Annotated in this window: 16 protein-coding genes; 12 read left to right on the top strand and 4 right to left on the bottom strand. The window is 48.3% G+C overall.

Annotation, left to right across the window (positions count from 1 at the left end; genetic code table 11):
• The first annotated feature begins 439 nt into the window (after window positions 1–439).
• The 7 genes from LBPC_RS13325 (at window position 440) to LBPC_RS13295 (ending at window position 9,052) form a co-directional block, all read left to right on the top strand.
• On the top strand, window positions 440–1,972 hold the full coding sequence (locus tag LBPC_RS13325) for an ABC transporter permease/substrate-binding protein (RefSeq protein WP_003662634.1): 1,533 nt from the start codon (window positions 440–442) through the stop codon (window positions 1,970–1,972).
• On the top strand, window positions 1,972–2,931 hold the full coding sequence (locus tag LBPC_RS13320; protein ID WP_003662635.1) for an ABC transporter ATP-binding protein: 960 nt from the start codon (window positions 1,972–1,974) through the stop codon (window positions 2,929–2,931). Before LBPC_RS13325 ends, LBPC_RS13320 begins: the two co-directional genes overlap by 1 nt.
• Window positions 2,932–2,936: 5 nt before the next feature.
• Window positions 2,937–4,262, top strand: coding sequence for a dihydrolipoyl dehydrogenase family protein (locus LBPC_RS13315; RefSeq protein ID WP_016383395.1), 1,326 nt, complete (start codon window positions 2,937–2,939; stop codon window positions 4,260–4,262).
• A 540-nt stretch (window positions 4,263–4,802) separates the two neighbouring features.
• On the top strand, window positions 4,803–5,819 hold the full coding sequence (trpS, locus tag LBPC_RS13310; protein ID WP_003567794.1) for a tryptophan--tRNA ligase: 1,017 nt from the start codon (window positions 4,803–4,805) through the stop codon (window positions 5,817–5,819).
• 185 nt (window positions 5,820–6,004) lie between these two features.
• The gene (locus tag LBPC_RS13305) at window positions 6,005–6,613 is read left to right on the top strand and encodes a LemA family protein (protein WP_003567793.1); all 609 of its coding nucleotides are present in this window, start codon (window positions 6,005–6,007) and stop codon (window positions 6,611–6,613) included.
• Between the two features lie 8 nt (window positions 6,614–6,621).
• On the top strand, window positions 6,622–7,482 hold the full coding sequence (locus tag LBPC_RS13300; RefSeq protein ID WP_003571520.1) for a TPM domain-containing protein: 861 nt from the start codon (window positions 6,622–6,624) through the stop codon (window positions 7,480–7,482).
• A gap of 214 nt (window positions 7,483–7,696) precedes the next feature.
• Window positions 7,697–9,052 (top strand): MATE family efflux transporter, encoded by a 1,356-nt coding sequence (locus tag LBPC_RS13295; RefSeq protein ID WP_003662637.1) that lies wholly within the window; start codon window positions 7,697–7,699, stop codon window positions 9,050–9,052.
• Window positions 9,053–9,359: 307 nt separating this feature from the next.
• Here LBPC_RS13295 and LBPC_RS13290 read toward each other — a convergent pair whose 3' ends face one another.
• From LBPC_RS13290 to LBPC_RS13280, 3 genes are all read right to left on the bottom strand, one after another.
• Window positions 9,360–9,860, bottom strand: coding sequence for a GNAT family N-acetyltransferase (locus tag LBPC_RS13290; protein WP_003662638.1), 501 nt, complete (start codon window positions 9,858–9,860; stop codon window positions 9,360–9,362).
• Window positions 9,861–9,882: 22 nt separating this feature from the next.
• On the bottom strand, window positions 9,883–10,707 hold the full coding sequence (locus LBPC_RS13285; RefSeq protein ID WP_003662639.1) for a class I SAM-dependent methyltransferase: 825 nt from the start codon (window positions 10,705–10,707) through the stop codon (window positions 9,883–9,885).
• Window positions 10,708–10,996: 289 nt separating this feature from the next.
• The gene (locus tag LBPC_RS13280; protein WP_016365437.1) at window positions 10,997–11,929 is read right to left on the bottom strand and encodes an aldo/keto reductase; all 933 of its coding nucleotides are present in this window, start codon (window positions 11,927–11,929) and stop codon (window positions 10,997–10,999) included.
• Between the two features lie 386 nt (window positions 11,930–12,315).
• On the opposite strand from LBPC_RS13280, the gene LBPC_RS13270 reads away from it, so the two are divergent.
• From LBPC_RS13270 to LBPC_RS13250, 5 genes are all read left to right on the top strand, one after another.
• Window positions 12,316–13,845 (top strand): Ppx/GppA phosphatase family protein, encoded by a 1,530-nt coding sequence (locus tag LBPC_RS13270; RefSeq protein WP_016365436.1) that lies wholly within the window; start codon window positions 12,316–12,318, stop codon window positions 13,843–13,845.
• Window positions 13,842–16,004 (top strand): RNA degradosome polyphosphate kinase, encoded by a 2,163-nt coding sequence (locus tag LBPC_RS13265; RefSeq protein WP_003585697.1) that lies wholly within the window; start codon window positions 13,842–13,844, stop codon window positions 16,002–16,004. The genes LBPC_RS13270 and LBPC_RS13265 overlap by 4 nt, the downstream gene beginning before the upstream one ends.
• Window positions 16,001–16,942, top strand: a complete 942-nt coding sequence (ppx, locus tag LBPC_RS13260; RefSeq protein WP_003567778.1) for an exopolyphosphatase — start codon at window positions 16,001–16,003, stop codon at window positions 16,940–16,942. The genes LBPC_RS13265 and ppx overlap by 4 nt, the downstream gene beginning before the upstream one ends.
• Before the next feature lie 217 nt (window positions 16,943–17,159).
• Window positions 17,160–18,143, top strand: coding sequence for a DUF1002 domain-containing protein (locus LBPC_RS13255; RefSeq protein WP_003567776.1), 984 nt, complete (start codon window positions 17,160–17,162; stop codon window positions 18,141–18,143).
• A 34-nt stretch (window positions 18,144–18,177) separates the two neighbouring features.
• Entirely contained in the window at window positions 18,178–18,456 is a 279-nt protein-coding gene (locus tag LBPC_RS13250; RefSeq protein ID WP_003581148.1) for a hypothetical protein, read from the top strand.
• A gap of 75 nt (window positions 18,457–18,531) precedes the next feature.
• On the opposite strand, the gene LBPC_RS13245 is transcribed toward LBPC_RS13250, so the two are convergent.
• Window positions 18,532–19,041, bottom strand: a complete 510-nt coding sequence (locus LBPC_RS13245) for a YbhB/YbcL family Raf kinase inhibitor-like protein (RefSeq protein WP_003662644.1) — start codon at window positions 19,039–19,041, stop codon at window positions 18,532–18,534.
• Between the last annotated feature and the right edge of the window lie 187 nt (window positions 19,042–19,228).

The raw sequence follows: 19,228 nt of genomic DNA, 5'->3' as shown, positions 1-19,228 counted from the left end.
AAGCTTTTCTCGGCTCTACTCTAATTAAGCTTGATCCTATTGTCCGAGTTGGCTCCGCGGCGATTCGGGGTGGCGACCGCGAAGCTAGAGTGGTGGGCACGACTTCGAGCCAACGCGCAAGCCCGGCGCGCTGTCTCGAAGCTCGGCCTTGGTCTAAGCGGAGAAAACCACTCTGCTAAGACCAATCTCACCACTGAGCCCATCGCCGCTCCGCCAACTCTCTGCTTTCTATCCTAGTATTCGAGCTTGATTGCCCATGGCACTGCCTCTTGAAGCGTTTAAGACAGTGGCAGGCGCCTGCGAAGTTAACGCGAACTACCGTTATTTCACCAGCTCCCAGAAGAAAGATGAACTTGCCAGAATATAACACACCTTATCTTGTTGCACGTGAAAACTAGGTGTTACACTTACTCATATCACATTCAATTGGAGGCATAACATGGCTGATTTGTGGCGGACAATTTCTGAACGGCACGGCGAGTTGCTTAGTGCCTTGGGGCAACATATCGAAATATCTTTAATTGCCTTGATGATCGCCGTTGTGATTGCGATTCCATTGGCCGTTTGGGTCCAGACGCATCACAAAACCGCGGCAGTGCTGCTGCAAGTGACTGGTGTTTTGCAAACCATTCCTTCGTTGGCCTTGTTAGGGTTGTTGATTCCGTTTGTGGGTATCGGGACACTGCCAGCGATTATTGCTTTAGTGGTGTATGCTTTATTGCCGATTTTTCAAAATACATATATCGGTTTACGCGATATTGATCCTTCCTATGAAGAAGCAGCCGATGCGTTTGGCATGAGTCGATTGCGGAAGTTGTTCAAAGTTGAATTGCCCATCGCCTTACCGGTTATCTTGTCGGGCGTCCGGACTGCAATGGTCATGATCATTGGTACCGCGACGCTGGCAGCTTTGATCGGCGCCGGTGGCTTAGGCACGTTCATTTTGCTAGGTATTGATCGAAATGATGCGGCGTTAACTTTAATGGGTGCTTTGGCAGCAGCGCTATTGGCGATTGTCTTTTCGTGGCTCTTAAATGTCATGCAAAAAGTCAGTTGGAAGGTCAGTGTCGGGGTTGTGGCGGTTGCCGTCCTTGGTATGGTTGGCAGCCAAGTATACACTTATGCGACCGCACCAAAGGAAACTATCACGATTGCGGGAAAACTAGGCAGTGAACCGGATATTTTGATCAATATGTACAAAGAACTCATTCAAAAAGCTGATCCTGATGTCGGGGTCACGTTGAAATCGAACTTTGGACAGACGAGCTTCTTGTACAATGCGTTGAGAACCGATAAGATCGGCATATACCCTGAGTTTTCCGGGACGGTTCTGGCAAGTTTGACGAAACCATCTGCCGCTCAGCAACAACAGGTGACGGCTGGTAAAGATAATTATCCACTTGCAAAGAAACTGCTTGCTAAACAAGGCCTGAGTTATCTCAAACCGATGGCGTATAACAACACCTATGCTTTAGTCGTTAAGGAAAGTTTTGCCAAGCGTTATGATCTGCATACCATTAGCGATCTTGGCAAAATTGCACCATCCATTCGCGCCGGATTTGATTTAGAGTTCATTGACCGGCAAGACGGGTATAAGGGCATCCAATCAAAATACGGCTTGCAGTTTAAGGTGGATTCAATGGATGCTTCCTTGCGTTACCAAGCTTTAGACCGCGGGCAGATCAATTTGACCGATGGGTATACGACTGATGCGCAACTGCGGCAATATCATCTGGTGGCGTTGCAAGATGATAAGGGGTTGTTTCCGATTTATCGCGGTGCACCATTGATGCGAACGGCCTTTGCCGAAAAACACCCGCAACTTGTAGCTGCATTGAACAAGTTGGCTGGTCAAATTACGGAAAAACAGATGCAGACCATGAATTATGCCGTGAGTGTGAAGAACAAAAAGGCCGCAACTGTGGCTCACCGCTATTTGGTTCAGCATGGCTTGCTGAAGGAGGTGCGCTGATGGCATTGATCAGTCTTGAACACGTCACAAAGGAATATGACAGCAAGCCCGTGGTCAACGATCTTAGTCTGAAGGTCGATCAAGGGGAGTTGTTTGTGCTAGTCGGCACCTCCGGCAGCGGTAAAACCACGACGCTGAAAATGATCAATCGTTTGGTTGATCCAACGAGCGGCGTCATCGAATTTGCCGACAAACCGCTCACCAGTTACAAAATGCGCGACTTGCGGTGGGATCTGGGGTATGTCCTGCAGCAGATCGCCTTGTTTCCAACCATGACAGTGGCGCAAAACATTGCCGTGATCCCCGAAATGAAGGGCTGGTCGCGCCAAAAAATTAGGACGGCAACAGACGAGTTACTCACAACAGTTGATTTGCCGCCAGCCGAGTATCGCAATCGCATGCCAAGCGAATTATCCGGCGGGCAGCAGCAACGCATCGGTATTTTGCGGGCCTTAGCATCACGGCCTAAGGTGGTCTTGATGGACGAACCGTTCTCAGCATTAGATCCGATTTCCCGCACTCAGCTTCAGGATATGCTGCTGCATTTGCATCGTGCCTTGAAGACCACTGTCATTTTTGTGACCCACGATATGGCTGAAGCGATGAAACTTGGTGATCGGATCGGCGTGATGCGCGGTGGCAAACTCTTGCAGGTTGATACGCCGGAAGAAATTGCGACCAATCCGGCTAACGATTTCGTGGCGGATTTGTTCAAGGGAGCGCAAGCCAATCAGGGCCTGCAGGTCACGCTCAGTCAGTTAGCACCATTTGCAGCGGATGTGTCGGCCCGGCATGCGGTTGGCGGCAACTTGACGCTGGCCGAGGCGTTGCCGCTTTTAGATGCGCATGAGGCGTTGCGCGTGAATAGTGAACATGGTGCGTTTGTGGTCAATACCCATAGTGTTGTCGCTTATCTCGCAAGTGCATTTGTCGATCAGAACACAGAGACGAAGGAGTGATCGTGATGGCTTATGATTATGGAACGATTGTGATTGGTGGCGGCCCAGGCGGCTTAGCAGCAGCTTACGGTTTAGCAGCAAAGCAAAAAGTATTAGTCGTTGAAAACGATTTGTGGGGCGGCACCTGTCCCAACTATGGCTGCGATCCGAAAAAAATGCTGTATCGCGGTGTCGAAGTTAAAAATGCTGCCTTGCGGATGAATGGTTTTGGGATCAGCGGGGCGGCGAAGATTGACTGGCCATCCTTAATGGCCTTCAAGCGCAGTTACACAACCGGCGTACCTGCTGGCACATTGAATGGCCTGACTCATGCTGGAATCACGACGTTGTATGGTCATGCTCAGCTTTTAGGTGAACATGCTGTCAAAGTTGGCTCCCAAAACGTGACCGGTGAACATATTGTGATCGCGACTGGGCACACGCCTCGTTATCCGGACATTCCAGGGGCCAATCTGCTTAAAACGAGTCGGGATTTTCTGGACCTTGATCAGTTACCAACCAGCATTGCCTTCATCGGAGCCGGTTATGTCAGTGTCGAACTGGCCAACATTGCTGCAGCGGCTGGCGCAGATGTGCATATCATCGGTCATTCTGATCGGTTGTTACGGGCATTCCCCAAAGTCGCTACCGAAGCTTTAAAACCATTGCTTGCCAAGACCGGGATTCATTTTCATCCTAACGTCGAACTGACTAAAATCACGCCCTTAGGTACCATGACCCATCTACATGCTGATAACTTCGATTTGAATGTTGACATGGCAATCACTGCCATGGGTCGTATCGCCAATGTTGCCGACCTCGGGCTAGCCAATGCTGGTATTAAGGCTGATACGCGTGGTATTCCGGTTGACGACCATCTTCGCACCGCAGTTGAGACGATTTATGCAATCGGCGATGTCAATTTGAAGCCACAGCCTAAATTAACACCGGTAGCCGGCTTCGAAGGCCGTTATGTTGCCAACCAAATTTTAGGCGACCAAGCACCCATTAGCTATTCGGCCATTCCGACTATCGTCTTTGGCCCAACGGAGTTAGCCAAAGTCGGGGTTTCATTAGAGGCCGCTGAAGCAGCGCCTGATCAGTACACCGTCAAACACAACGAGATGACCCACTGGTACACTTACAATCGGGTCCAGGATCCTGACGCGCAAGTTTGGACCATTGTCGACAAAAAGACCGGCCGACTTGCCGGTGCTGTCGTCTTAGCCAGCTTGGCTGAGGACTTGATCAATACCTTCGCATCGGCCATTGATGCTGGTGAAAAGCCGAGTGATTTAAACAAGATCTATGCTTATCCAAGTGCGCAGAGTGATTTGCAGTATCTGCTGTAAAACCAATGATAAGTCACAGATGTAACCTTGCATTGACATCACTAGCGAATTTAGCTAACCTAAACCCATATTCACACAAACGATGAGTAGCTTATCTAAGTGGTCTCCAGAGAGTCGGCAATGCTGTGACGTCGATGACCATGGTAGGCAAAGTTGGGTCGTTTGCGTTATGTTCGGTGGGTGCGCCTTAAGCCAAGAGAGGTCCGCAAGACGGACAAGTTAGGTGGTACCGCGCGCTTGCGTCCTATGTTGTTATGACATAGGGCGCTTTTTTTACGATAACGCGCTCACAGTCGCAGAAACCTGCGCATAAGGACCTTGATCGCAATGACCAAAAATCGGGCATCACGCCCAAAGCCGCTTATGTTCCGGTTTCTAAGCGCTCCTGTTCGCGCTCACTATAACGCGCTCGCCAGCGCTGCAACCTGCGCATAAGGACCTTGGTCGCAATGGTCAAAGTGCGACCATCACGCCCAAGGCCGCTTACACTCCGGTTTCACCCACGCTGGCTCGCGCTCACAATATAAGGAGGAAACAAGTATGGCAAAGAAAATCATTTTAACAGGTGATCGACCAACAGGACGGTTACATATTGGTCACTATATTGGTTCACTGAAAAATCGTGTGGAACTGCAGAACTCTGGAGAATACGAACCGTTTGTTATGATTGCCGATACGCAGGCATTGACGGACAACGCCAACGATCCAGAAAAAATTCGCCACTCTTTGCTGGAAGTGGCCTTGGATTATCTGGCGGTTGGGATTGACCCAGACAAGACGACGATTCTGGTACAAAGCCAGATTCCGGCTTTGTTTGAATTAACGGCTTACTACTTGGATCTGGTGACGGTGAACCGGCTGGAACGTAATCCAACCGTGAAAGCTGAAATTAAACAAAAAGCCTTTGGTGATAGCGTTCCAGCAGGTTTCTTCATTTATCCCGTTAGTCAGGCGGCTGACATTACGGCGTTTAAGGCGACAACGGTGCCCGTGGGTGACGATCAGGAGCCAATGCTGGAGCAGACTCGTGAGATTGTGCGTACGTTCAATCGGACTTATCACAAAGATGTGTTGGTTGAACCCGAAGGCTATTTTCCACCAAAGGGTCTTGGCCGGCTGCCAGGGATTGATGGCAATGCCAAAATGAGCAAGAGCTTAAATAACGGGATCTATTTGGCGGACGACGCTGATACCGTTAAGCAGAAGATTATGTCAATGTATACCGATCCGGGCCATATTCACGTTGAAGACCCCGGTAAGGTGGAAGGTAATGTTGTCTTTACCTATCTTGATATTTTCGATCCTGATAAGCAGCAAGTTGCTGAGTTGAAAGCCCAGTACCAACATGGCGGCTTAGGGGACGTGAAGATCAAGCGCTACCTGATTGATGTCATGGAGGCAGTGCTTGAACCTATCCGCACTCGGCGGGAGCACTATGCCAAGGATATGGGGGCGGTTGCTGATATGCTCAAGCAAGGTTCGGCTAAAGCCAATGTGGTGGCTAATCAAACGCTTCAGGAAGTTCGGGATGCGATCGGATTCAACTACTTTAAATAGTCAAGTTCCGTCTTAAGCCGGATGTCGAAAACCGTCGTCATGGTAGAATGATGGTATAAGCAGGAAATTGATGATAAGCGTGAGCAGTTGTAGCCTGCCTTTTCACGGAAGTACCGTTGTTTTCTGACGGCTTTTTCCGTGAAAAGGTAGGTAATTGTGAACGCATTAGAGGGGAATTCATATCAATGAAAACGAAACGATTAAGTCCAGTTGCGGTCACAAGTATTGTCCTTGGTGTGATTGTTGCTATCTGCCTGATCTTCGGAATCGGCACCTACAACTCATTAGCTAAGCAGAATCAAGCCGTTGAAGCGCAATGGGGCCAGGTTGAAAACGTCATGCAGCGACGGGCTGACTTGGTGCCTAACTTAGTTAATGCGGTTAAGGGCAACATGGGCCAAGAGCAGAAGGTTTTTGGTGACATTGCTGAAGCCCGCAAGTCGTATGCTAATGCAAGTTCGACAACTGACAAAGCTAAGGCCGATGATCAGTTGAACAAGAGTGTGGGTACTTTGATCAACGTGATTAAAGAGAATTACCCGACACTGCAAAGCAGCAATCAGGTGAACACCTTGATGACACAGCTTGAAGGTAGTGAAAATCGAATCTCGGTTGAACGTAAGCGATACATTGATCAGGTTCGTGATTATAACCAGAGTGTTGTGACCTTTCCGAAGAATATTTTTGCTAGCATGATGGGCTTAGGGAAGAAGGACACCTTCAAAGCAACACCGGCTGCCCAAACGGTTCCAAGCGTTGATTTTTCAACGAACAGCTCTAGTTCTGGGAAGTAGGTGGCACCATGCGCAGGCATTTAGCGTGGTTTGTTGCCGCGCTGACGGGTTTGTTGTTGTTCACTGGCGCCGCGCAGCCAGTGGCGGCAGCCGAAGATCTGCCGGCACGGCCCACCGAGCATTACTATCTAGATCAAGACAGTGTGCTTGATGAAAGTACCAAGCAACTGATCGACAGTAAGAATCAGTATTACCAAGGCACCAAACAACAGCCGCAAATTGCCGTAGCAGCTTTAAAGTCGACCCATGGCGACCCCTTGTCAGACTATGCACCGGATCTTTTCCAGAAATGGGGAATTGGCAAGAAAGGTACCGATAACGGAGTGCTTTTGCTTTATGCGAATAACGGCGGCAAGCAGAACATGCGCATTGAAGTTGGTTATGGTTTGGAAGGCGATTTGCCTGATGCGCTGGCTGGGCGAATCTTGAATGACAATCTGAAGGACATCAAGTCACATGATCCTAAAGAACTGAATCAGGCCATTCGCAAGGTTTTCAATGCGGTTGCGACAGTCATCGATAAGAAATACAAGTTCCCTAAAGATCAAAACACGGTTTCTGATGAGACGATGAATCAATATCGCAACTCAAGTCAAGACAGCGGCGGCAACTTTTTGACGAAAATTGTTTTCATCTTTATCGCTGTCGTCGTTGTGGCCATCATCTTTGGTAGTCGCGGCGGCGGTGGCCGTGGTGGTCGCCGTGGTCGAGGTGACAGCAGCTTTTGGCTCTGGGTTATTCTGGACGCGCTGCTATCTTCTGGCCGCCGTGGCGGCGGAGGCGGCTTCGGCGGTGGTTTCGGAGGCGGCTCCGGTGGCGGTTCCAGCTGGGGCGGCGGCAGTTCCGGCGGCGGTGGTGCCGATGTTTGATTGCAAATATATTTCAATTACCAGACAGCGAGTCGCTGCCTGGTTTTTTGTGCTATGGTTGTTGAATTAGTCTTTTGTGAACGGGAACGAGCGCATGTCATATCGCTTATCAGTGATATCCGATGACGGACAGGTAGTTTACGTGTGCAATCCCGTTGTTGAAAAGTGCGATCCTGATTGGGTGAGCACACGATCATTTTTGGAGGATTTGTTAATGCGGAATTTGACCATCGGTAAGCCATTGAAATTAATCGTGCTGTTCACGATTCCATTACTGATTGGCAATCTTTTTCAACAGCTTTATAGTTTTATGGATGCGTTGATTGTTGGGCGGACGATCGGTAAGGATGCGTTGGCGGCAGTTGGGGCAACATCCAGCATTGTTTTTTTGATTATTGGATTTGCGCAAGGGACCACGGCTGGACTTTCTATTTTGACAGCACAGGCCTATGGTGCTCATGATTATCGCCGTGTGCGACGCAGTTTCGGTACGAGCATTTGGATCACGGGTGGGATTTCACTGATTCTCACCGTAGCAGCCGTCACGATGACACGACCATTATTGACCGTGATGCAGACACCACCGGATATCATGGATGGTTCGATTGCCTTTGTGCGGGTTATCTATTTCGGCATTATTGCATCAATGAGTTTTAACTTGTTAAGCAATATGCTGCGCGCACTGGGCGATTCAAGAACACCGCTGTTCTTCTTGATCATTGCGACCATTATTAATATCGTACTGGACTTTTGGTTCATTCTCGGGTTTCATTCCGGGGTGGCTGGTGCCGGCTATGCGACGGTTAGCGCGCAAGTAATCGCGGCGTTGCTCTGTTGGATTTACATTCGCATGCGGATACCGCTTCTGATGATTCGGCGTCGTGATTTGCGCTTTGATTGGCACGATATTGTTCAGCATTTAAAAGTTGGGCTTCCGATGGGGTTTCAGATGTCGATTATCGCAATTGGCGCTGTCATTTTGCAGGTGATGTTGAATACATTAGGCACCAATGCGGTTGCTGCGTATACGGCGGCTGGACGAATTGACCAGTTAGCGACCCTGCCGTCAGCCTCTTTTGGGGTGGCAATGGCGACGTTTGCTGCGCAGAATCTGGGTGCGAAGGAATATGGGCGAATCCGTCGCGGAGTTTATCAAACCTTGATGGTGAACGTCGGCTTATCGGCAGTGCTGGGTGTGGTCATTATTCTTTTCAGCAAACCATTAGTGAATTTGTTTCTTGGGCCGAATCAACCAGCTGTGACGGCCTTAGCCCAGACTTATTTTCACTTCAATGCCAGCATGTACTGGTTGTTGGCGATTCTTTTCACGATTCGTAATTTGTTGCAAGGTCTTGGCCAGACGTTGGTGCCAACGGTTGCGGGATTCTTCGAATTGGGGATGCGGGCGTTTGCTGCGATTTTCCTCGTTGTGCCATTCGGCTTTGCTGGTGCATCGGCGGCCAACCCGCTGGCGTGGTTCGGCAGTGTGCTGGTACTAGTCAGCTCGTATGTTCGGACGATGCGGCGTATTAGACAGCAGGAAGATGAATTAGCTGGGCACCAAGATTAAAAAAGCGTTTGATTGATCGCCAACGGGCCCGCCCGTTAGCATCAGTCAAACGCTTTTTACGCGTTCACGCTCTTTTAAACGCGTTCACTGGCGCAGAAACCTGCACATAAGGACCACAAGCACACTGGCAAAACCCGGTCAATGCACTTGCGGCCACTTATGCTCCGGTTTCTAAGCGCGCCAGTTCAGGCTCTTTTAAACGCGTTCACTGGCGCAGAAACCTACACATAAGGACCACAAGCACACTGGCCAAAACCCGGCCAATGCACTTGTGGTCGCTTATGCTCCGGTTTCTAAGCGCGCCAGTTCACGCTCTGCTTTTAAAGTGTTTGCCATAGACTTCTAAATCCGCTTCTCCTTCTGGCAGGATAGCGATGGCTGGCAAATGGCCCCAGTGGTCATAACCGAATTTGGTGAACAAGTTGCGACTGGCTTGGTTATGCCCAAAAATTCGGGCGAGAACGGTGGTTAAGTCGTGCTTGGGTGCTTCGCGGTCAACAAAGGCCAATGCCGCGCTGCCAACGTGGTGACCGCGGGCGGCCACATCAAGGTATAAACTGATTTCGGCAGTTTGGTCATAAGCTGAGCGGTCACTATAAGCCGACAGTGTCAGCCAGCCAACGATTTTGTGGTCAACTTGAATCATCCAAGCGGGAAAGTGGTTATTGTGAGCCGCAAACCAAGTTTGTTTCTCAGCGACTGTTTGCGGCTGCAAGTCAGCGGTTGCTTGATGGGTCGGGATAGTTTCATTGTAAATGGCGACAATTTTTGGTAAATCACTGGCTGTGGCAGGGGTAAATTCAATCAACGTCTGATGACCTCCATTTTGGTTAAAATGTGATGCGGCCCGTAAAAGTTGCTAAACTTGCCGTACCGTTATGGCTCATAGCCTCGAGCAATGGTTTCACACGATCACGCAAATCGGTGCTGAGCTTGAGTTCGGTCAAAAGCGCATTGGTTGTTGCAATCTCCCAGTGGGCATCATCTAAAGTAGGGTCTTCGACGATGGTGCCAGCGGTGTAGGTCCATGTGTTATCATGTGTGATTTGTGCCAAAGTGTCCGGCGTGATCAACGTGCGAATGTTGGCGACATCACTTGGAGCAATGGCATACAGCAAGCCTTGAATCATAGCCGCCTGCAGATGCCCAATTTGATCCAGCGCAGTTGGCTGCATTGACCACTCGGCGACATCAACGTGATCACAGACAGCTGCCATGTTTTTGAATAATAAGGCGAGGGCGTTGGCGGAAGCAAAGTACCAAAGACTATGTGCCAGGACAACCCGGTCAAAATGCTGATCGGCGATGGGCCCAAGATCATCCGAAAGATTAGTGTTGAAATGAACCGTTAAGCGATCACCAAGCGGTCCCGCAAGCAAGTGGTTCCATGCTTGGCCAAGCGTCAGCGGGGCACCGTAGTCAGGTGAGGCGATGTCAATGCCAGTCACATGCCCGGCTGAGCCGACTTGATCAGCCAAAACGGCGCTTAGGTCGCCTTGCCCACAGCCGACTTCCAGAATTTTTTCGCCGGGTTTTACCTGCCATGCCTCAGCAATTGCGAGTCGATGGGCAGTTTGGCGACGCTGAATGGTCCTTGCATTGGCGGTTGGACCAAGTGCCATGAGATCTGTAATGTAGTCGAGTCGTTTTTCCATAGGATTTTCCTTTTAAAAATGTGTTGGTTCATGCTTTGTCTAAACGCGTTTGCAGTCGCAGAAACCTGCGTGTGAGGACCTCGGGCACAATGGTCAAAGGCCGACCATCGCACCCGAGGCCACTTACACTTCGGTTTCTAAGCGCGACTCCTCACGCTCTGTCTAAACGCGTTCGCAGTCGCAGAAACCTGCGTGTAAGGACCTCAAGCAGACTGACCAAAGCCCGGTCAATGCACTTGAGGCCGCTTATGCGTCGGTTTCTAACCGTGCCAGTTCACGCTCTGTCTGATTATGGCAGGTCGTTTCCGGCGGCGAAGTAGAGGTCATACCATTCTTGCCGAGTCAAAGCAATGTCGCCGGCTTCGGCGATGGCGCGAATGCGAGCGGGTTTGGTGGTTCCGGCGATGACTTGCACATCAGCTGGTACACGCAAGAGCCAGGCAGCAGCAATTGCGTTGGGATTGGTGGTATATTGATCGGCCAGCTTTTGAAGTAAGGCATTTAATTCAGAAAATTTATCGTTGTCGATGAAGACACCTTCAAAGAAGCCATATTGGAAAGGACTCCACGCCTGAATTGCCATATGATGCTGCTGACTGTATGGGAGAAGACCGCCATCATGATCAATGGAACGGGCATCTGCCATGTTTGTATGCATGCCGGCATCAATCATGCCTGTGTGCATCAGGGAAAACTGCAATTGATTGATGATCAATCGTTGCGGCACCGCCTGTTGGAGCAGTTCAATCTGAGCAGGATTGAAGTTGGAAACCCCGAACTGCCGAACTTTACCTTCATTTTGCAATTGCAGAAAGGCTTCAGCAACGTCCTCTGGTTCCATGAGCGGGTCAGGTCGATGCAATAGCAAGCTGTCAACATGATCGGTACCAAGGCGTTTAAGACTGCCATTGACAACATCCACGATATGCTCTTTGGAGAAATCATAGCGATGGGTCGCTTTTCGATCATTGACGATACCGACCTTAGTCTGAATCAGGACTTGATCACGTGTAAAGCTGGCCTTCTTCAACGCATCGCCAAAAAGCTGTTCAGCTTTACCATTGCTGTAAACATCAGCATTGTCAAAAAAGTTAATGCCAACGTCATAAGCAGCATCAAGTAGTTCGGTTGCTCGCGGCCGATCGAGATTCGGCAAACGCATAACACCTAACGCAATGGCAGAAGCGTGCAGACCAGAACGGCCTAGATCAATCATTTTCATAATGAGCATCCTTTCAGAATTGTTCCATGATGCTTTAAGATTATCACAAAAGCAGTGATGATTGCGTGAGAAAGCACCCTCAAGGACGAGCTAATTTGAGGCTATCGCATGCTTTTGTGATGGTTATTAAGTCTGTGGTATTGGCCAATGACTGACTAGCCAGCAGTCGAGTCTGCCATTGGTCGGACCAAATGCTGAAGAAAGCGCTACTTATAGCACATTCAGTAAAGATTGATGCCGATTTTTGGTAAACTAAAGGTAGATAGACCGATTGTCAGTAATAAGGCTTGTCTAAAAAGCCATGCAGGCGGTGTTTACCGTGCTATCATGGCATTAGAGCATGATGACAGTCAGGTAGCAAACGAAAAGAAATGGGTGGAACGAGAATGGCAAATAATATACAAGGGTTTGTGATGATCGGTGCACAAGCAATCGTTTTTAGCATCACAAATCTGCGGACGCTGAAAACAATTGAACGCGGTAGATATCCAGTTGCCATTGGGGATGATTTTTATGCAGAACATGAAATCTTGCCCGATACTGTTGATGCGATCGTACAAGCGTTTGATGCCATCAATCAAATTTTTAAAGACTATGGCGTACCGACTGTTAATGTATTTGCAAGTACCAGTTGGGCCGAAGCTGATAATGCCGAGTTTGTGCGTGATCAGCTTTATACGCGAACTGGCTGGCTCATTAAAACTACCTCACTATCAGAAGAAGCCTTTTTTCGTACCCAAGCGATCATGGTGAAGTTTCCGCAGTTTAAATCGATTACGCAAAAAGGCACGGTGCTGATTGATATCAGTTCAGGGTCAGTTGAGTTGACTACCTTCAGCAATGGCGTGTTTGGCTTCTCGCGTAATCTGTCACTTGGCCCTTTGCGAGTGTATGAAATCATGAGTGATGTCCAACGCTCGGTGACAAATTATGTTGAAGTGATGCGCGACTATATCGACAGTCGCTTGCTCGACTTTATGCGGCTGTTGCCACAAGGTGTTGAGTACACCAATATGATTTTAATGGGTAGTAATCTGTCGATTTTTCAAAATATCATTCCGGAAGGCAAGCATCAGGTAGAAACTGATCGGCCAGGGTTTGATTTATTATACGATGAAGTGACAAAGGCTTCTGACCAGTACCTTGCAGATACCTATGATTTGACTTCTGACCAAACATCACTGGTTTTGCCGACAGTTTTGCTGGTGTATCGGTTGGTTGAAACACTCAACAGTCAATCTATTTGGATCTCAGATCTTAAAGCCATTGATGGAATTGAAGTCAATGCAGCACATGAAGGCGGCTTTAAAAAGCTGGGCTTTGATCCAAATGAAGAAATTGTCATCAGTGCGAATAATTTGGCAGAACGCTACCAAGTTGATGAAGCCCATATGCAAGCCACACGGATGGTTGCCTTACAGCTGTTTGATCGATTGAGAAAGTTGCACGGCATGGGCAAACGCGAGCGTCTTTTGCTTGAAGTCGCCGCAACGGTTAGTGATATTGGTAGTTACATTGAAACACACAAACATTACGCACATTCTAATTACATCATCAAAGCATCTGAAATTATGGGGCTCAATGATCTTGAAGTAACCATGGTGGCAACGATTACACGGTTTCACAGCTCCATTACACCGCAATCGGACTTAAAGAACTTTCCAACAATGTCGACCGAAAATCGCTTAGTTGTGGCTAAGTTATCCGCCTTGCTACGCGTTGCAGATAGTCTAGACGCATCTCGCCAACAGAAGATTCAGCAATTACGGGTTTCTGTCAAACCAAATGAAGTGCTGTTAACAGCCAGAGCCGATGATGATATTGAACTTGAACGCTGGACATTAGCACGCAAAGGAAAGTTTTTCTCTGAGGTATTCGGGCTAGGGCTTGAGCTGAAAGGAAGAAACATTTTATGAAGAAACTAGATTTTTCAAAGCCGCGTTATTTTAATAACCGTGAACTCAGTTGGCTGGCATTCAACGATCGGGTACTGGAAGAAGCCCGGGATAAGAATAACCCGTTGCTTGAACGGGTACGTTTCCTGGGTATTACGCAAAGCAATCTTGATGAGTTTTTCAATATTCGCGTTGCGTCGCTGAAAAAAATGGTCACAGTTAATTATGATCAGCCGGATGCAGCAGGATTGAAACCGCAAGAGCAGTTAGACGCAATTTCCGAAACCGCCCACGCAATGGTGGAGAAACAATACACAACATTGGTTCGTTCGCTGTTGCCAAAAATGAGTGCTGTCGATATTCAACTGCTACATGCATCAGAATTGACGGAGAAACAGCACGATTTTGTCTCAGATTATTTCCATTATGAACTGTATCCCGTTTTAACCCCGATGGGAGTTGATCCGACGCGGCCGTTCCCATTTCTTGGCAATAATAGTCTGAATTTGGCCATTCGGCTGGTTCGGCCTGATGATAAAGGCGATAAGTCACGGTCGTTTGCGATGGTACAGGTGCCTGATGTTTTTCCGCGGGTTTTGCGGCTGCCAGGCGGCGACAATGTCTTTATTTTGCTTGAAGAAGTCGTGCGGATGTTTGTCAGTGAGCTGTTTGTTGGTGCTGACATCAAAGAAACGGCTACATTTCGGGTTACCCGTGACATGGACATGGATGTGGCCGAAGAGGATGCATCTGATTTGATGAAGGAGATTCAATCCCAGTTGAAAAAGCGTCAACGCGGGAAAGTGATGCGGCTTGAGATTGAAGCTGGTATGAGCAAGCATTTGCGCAAACGTCTCATCAAGGCTATGAATGTGAAGGATGAAGACGTTTATGAAATTCATGGTCCGATTGATCTCAATTTTCTCAGCAAATTGGTCAAACAAGTGCACGATCATAAAGATTTGCTATTCAAGCCATTCACACCGTACATGGATCCGGATTTCAAGAAAGAGTCGATTTTTGATGTCATTAAGGATCGCGATGTCTTCATGCAGCACCCATATGACAGCTTTCAGCCAGTTGTTGACTTTATTCGCGAAGCGGCATTAGATCCACAAGTGCTTGCGGTAAAAATGACGCTGTATCGGGTTTCAAGCAAATCGCCGATCATCCGTTACCTGAAAAAAGCTGCAGAAAATGGCAAGCAGGTCACGGTATTGGTGGAGTTGAAGGCGCGGTTTGATGAAGAGAATAATGTTCATTGGGCGCAAGAATTGGAACATGCCGGTTGCCACGTGATTTATGGTTTGGTCGGTTTGAAGACACATTGTAAGTTGGCGTTGGTGGTTCGTCGCGAAGAGGAAGGCATCAAGCGCTATATGCACATGGCGACCGGAAATTACAACGATGTGACGGCGCGGCTTTATACCGACATGGGCTTGTTCACTTGCAACAACGAAATTGGCGAAGATGCGTCTAATATTTTCAACATGCTTTCTGGCTTTTCGGAACCACCGTATTTTCACAAGCTGGTCATTGCACCACTGGGCATCAGAGACTATCTAATGGATCGAATTGATGAAGAAATTACTGCTGCTAAGGCGGGGCGCAAGGCCTTGATCCAGATGAAGATGAACTCGCTATCTGATACGGCCATGATCGAGAAACTCTATGAAGCTTCTAATGCCGGTGTCGAGATACATCTCCTTATTCGTGGGATCTGCAACTTGAAGGTTGGTATTCCCGGAGTTTCAGACAATATCACAGTACATTCGATTGTCGGACAGTTGCTGGAACACAGCCGAATTTACTACTTTTATGCGGATGGGCAGGAAAATGTTTACCTTTCATCTGCTGACTTGATGAACCGCAATCTGAGCCGCCGAGTTGAGCTGCTGTTCCCGATTTTGCAGGACGATATTCGCGAACGCATCATCAAAATTTTCAGTATCATGTGGGCAGATAACGTTAAAACGCGAATTTTACAACCGGATAGTACGTGGGTTCGTGCTCAATTACGCGGGGTTACAAAACTCAATGCACAGGCATACTTCATTGAACATGCTGAAGCCATGGGTGAAGCATTGCGACGTGAGGAAGTTGATGATGCTCCTGAAGACTTGCATGCAACGCATACTTTTATTCCGATAACCGCACCCAAGGAGGACGATGACGCATGACGCATCATTTTGCAGTAATTGATCTTGGCAGTAACTCAGCTCGGATGACGATCTGGGAAATCGAGCAAGAGGTTGTCAAGCCGATCAAACGGCTCAAAGAAATGGTGCGATTGTCTGAGGACATGGGGCCAGATCGCGTTTTGCAGCCCGCAGCAATGGATCGCACTCTGAAAGCCTTGCAGGGGTTTAAGACGGAGCTGAATAAGTATGCTGATATTGATTTAAAGGCGGTTGCAACAGCTGCTGTCCGCCAAGCCAAGAATCAAAAAGAATTCCTCAAACGGGTGAAGAACGAGGCGGGGTTGATCATCAATGTGATTCCGGGAACGCGTGAAGCCGAGTATGACTTTTTAGGCGTCATCAACACCTTGCCGATTCAAAACGCCTTAATTATGGACACAGGCGGTGCCTCAACCGAATTGATTCTGGTTCAAAATCGGAAGTTGCAACATCTGGTATCGATTCCTTTTGGTTCGGTCAACCTGTCCGAACGGTTTTTGAATCCGGATGTGATTTCGGCGCCGGAGTATTTTGCCTTAAGTACGTTTATTCATGAGACTTTTAACAGCATCTGGTGGCTGCGGCGAGCACAGAATTTGCCGATTATCGCGCTTGGCGGAAGCAATCGGACGTTGGCGAAAATCGAACGACGTAAGGAAAAAATGGCTGATTTTGAGGCGATTCACGGCTATCGGATGCCGACAAAGCAGGCCAATGCGATTTTTAAGGAAATTCTTGGTGCAGATTTGGCCACGCGGGAGTCAATTCCGGGGCTGTCAAAGTTTCGCGCTGATATTATCGTGGGCGGTTTGATGCCGGTTATCTCGATGATTCGTTATCTAGACTCGGATCGTCTCACCTTCTCACAGTTTGGCTTGCGAGAAGGCGCGCTGTACGATCATTTGAACACGCGTGCAGTGACACAGCGTGAGCATTAGTTAATCATTGCTTAAAAGTCTGGTAAACATGCTGACGGGGTGCACTGAAGCAGCGATAATGAAGGTACCAATCTAAAGGAGAGCGTGAGCCAGCCCGGTTAGAAGCCGGAGCATAAGTGCGCTCAAGTGCGATGACTGGGTCATAGTCATTGTGCTTGAAGTCCCTATGCGAAGGTTTCTGGGCTGGAGAACGCATTTAAAAGGATGGATTTTACTCATGAAAAAATTTATGAAATGGCTAGGTCTGGCCGTTGCAGGCTTGGCCTTGCTAACCGCAGCACCGCATGTGGTGCGAGCCGATACTTGGTCACAACCAGTGGCAACAATTGGTTCCTCACTGACTGCTGATCAAAAAAGCGGCACCTTGAGCACTTTACAAAATGCTGCCGGGGTCAACAATGCCAGTCAACTGACCGTGAATGGGGCCACACTGGTGAAGTACCTCAATCCTTCAGGTAGTACTTTTACTGAAAGCTCAGGCGTCTGGTCTAGCGCGTTGGTTCAAAAGACTGATAATGGGGGCATTAATGTCAAAATCGTCCCTTATAATGGCACCAATAACATCACCACCATCACCGCTGATCAATATCGTAATGCGGCATTAACCGCTGGGGTTAGCAATGCCAACCTCTACATTACCAGCGCGGTTAGAATTGATGGTTCAGGTGCCTTGGCAGGGGTTTATGCGGCTTTTGCTCAAAATGGCGAAAATTTGAATAACCAGCAAATCAATGCTGCTCAGCAGGAAGTCAACACCTTGAGTTCGATCACCCAAGCGAATAAGGACAAAGATGGCTATTCTGACAAGCAGCTCAATAATGCCGTGGCGGGTGCGAAACAGCAAATGGCCAGTCAAAGTAACAATGGTCAGCAGACTTTGTCCCAAAATCAGATCGGTAACATCGTAGACAGTCAGCTTAAACAGAATAATTTAACAACGATTATTAACAACAATCAGCGGCAATTGATCATTAACTTACTAGTGAACGTTCAAAAAGCCGGTTCACTAAAGAACAATGACTTTAAAGCACAGGCAGGGAAGCTGGCCGATTCCATTCAGAATTCTGCTAAAGGCTTGTTTGATAAACTCAATAAGAGCCTGAACACTGAAGAAAATCGGAATTTCCTGCAAAAAATCTGGGATGGCATCGTGAGTTTCTTTAATGGTATCGCTCAATGGATTCAGAGCCTGATCAAATAATTTTAGCGGTTTAAGCAAGGGGTGACAGTTTGTGATGATTCCGGCGATTTTAACAACGACAGAGGGTAGTGGCAATGGTCATACCTTAACTGGCGCAATTTTGATTGGTGCAGTGGTGGCGGTGATCATCATTTTGTTTTTGGTGATTAAGTTACTGGGTGCGATCCTCCGTCATCCCTTTATCAGTCTGATACTGTTTGCACTTGGCGGCTTTGCCATTTTTAAGTTTGCGTTAGTCGGTATTATTGGTGTCGGCGTTTTAGCTGCAGCCGGCGCTGGTGCCTTATGGCTGAATACAGGCGATGGTAGCTGACAGTTTAAGAAGCTGGTGTCAAAATGAAAAAACCCCTGCTGACCAGCGTCAGCAGGGGTTTTTTATTTTTATCGGTTAAACGCGCGAAGGCAGATCAATTTCTGCTTGTGCTAATATGTGACCCTTCATCGCGTGCCGAGCTTCATTTAGCCAAAAGCCAGCTTGCAGTGGCAATTCCGTATCCAATGCAAAGACGATTAAGGTATAATCGTGATCTTTATCTGGTGGTTGCGGGCCGACATAACCAGCCTGTGTGAACGGGTCGGTGTTGCCGACGAGGTGGCCAGCGGTGGCGTTCTTGCCTTCGACCATTGTCACCTTATTGGTATGACTGGCGCCTGCTGGGAATGTTGTGCTGTCGGCGGGAATATTGGCCGCATTCCAATGAATCCATGGTAGGCCGCCAACCGGTACAGCATCGTAGTCAAGGAACCAAAGTGCAAAACTGACAGTTTCGGCAGGGGCACCCTCAATCGTAAAAGGAAAACTCGTAATGGGATAGCCATTTTTAACGTCACTGCCGCTTGCATGCTTGCCATAGCGATCGGCAAGTTGACCATTGATAAGTGGTACGGATAGTTTCATTTGAATTTCCTCCCTTTTATCGCTACCTTAATGATAGAGGATAAAAATAATTAAAGCCAATTTATCACAGAGCGTGAGCTGGCCCGGTTTCTGGGTCAGCAACCGTGTTTAAGACAGAGCGTGAGCGGCCGCGGTTAGAAATCGGAGCATAAGCGGCCTCAGGCGTAAACGGCTGGGTTTGGGCCAT

Source organism: Lacticaseibacillus paracasei subsp. paracasei (genome assembly GCF_000829035.1).
Classification (GTDB): Bacteria; Bacillota; Bacilli; order Lactobacillales; family Lactobacillaceae; genus Lacticaseibacillus; species Lacticaseibacillus paracasei.
Note: the sequence above shows the minus strand (reverse complement) of the source record. Positions and strands in the feature narration are given on the sequence as shown.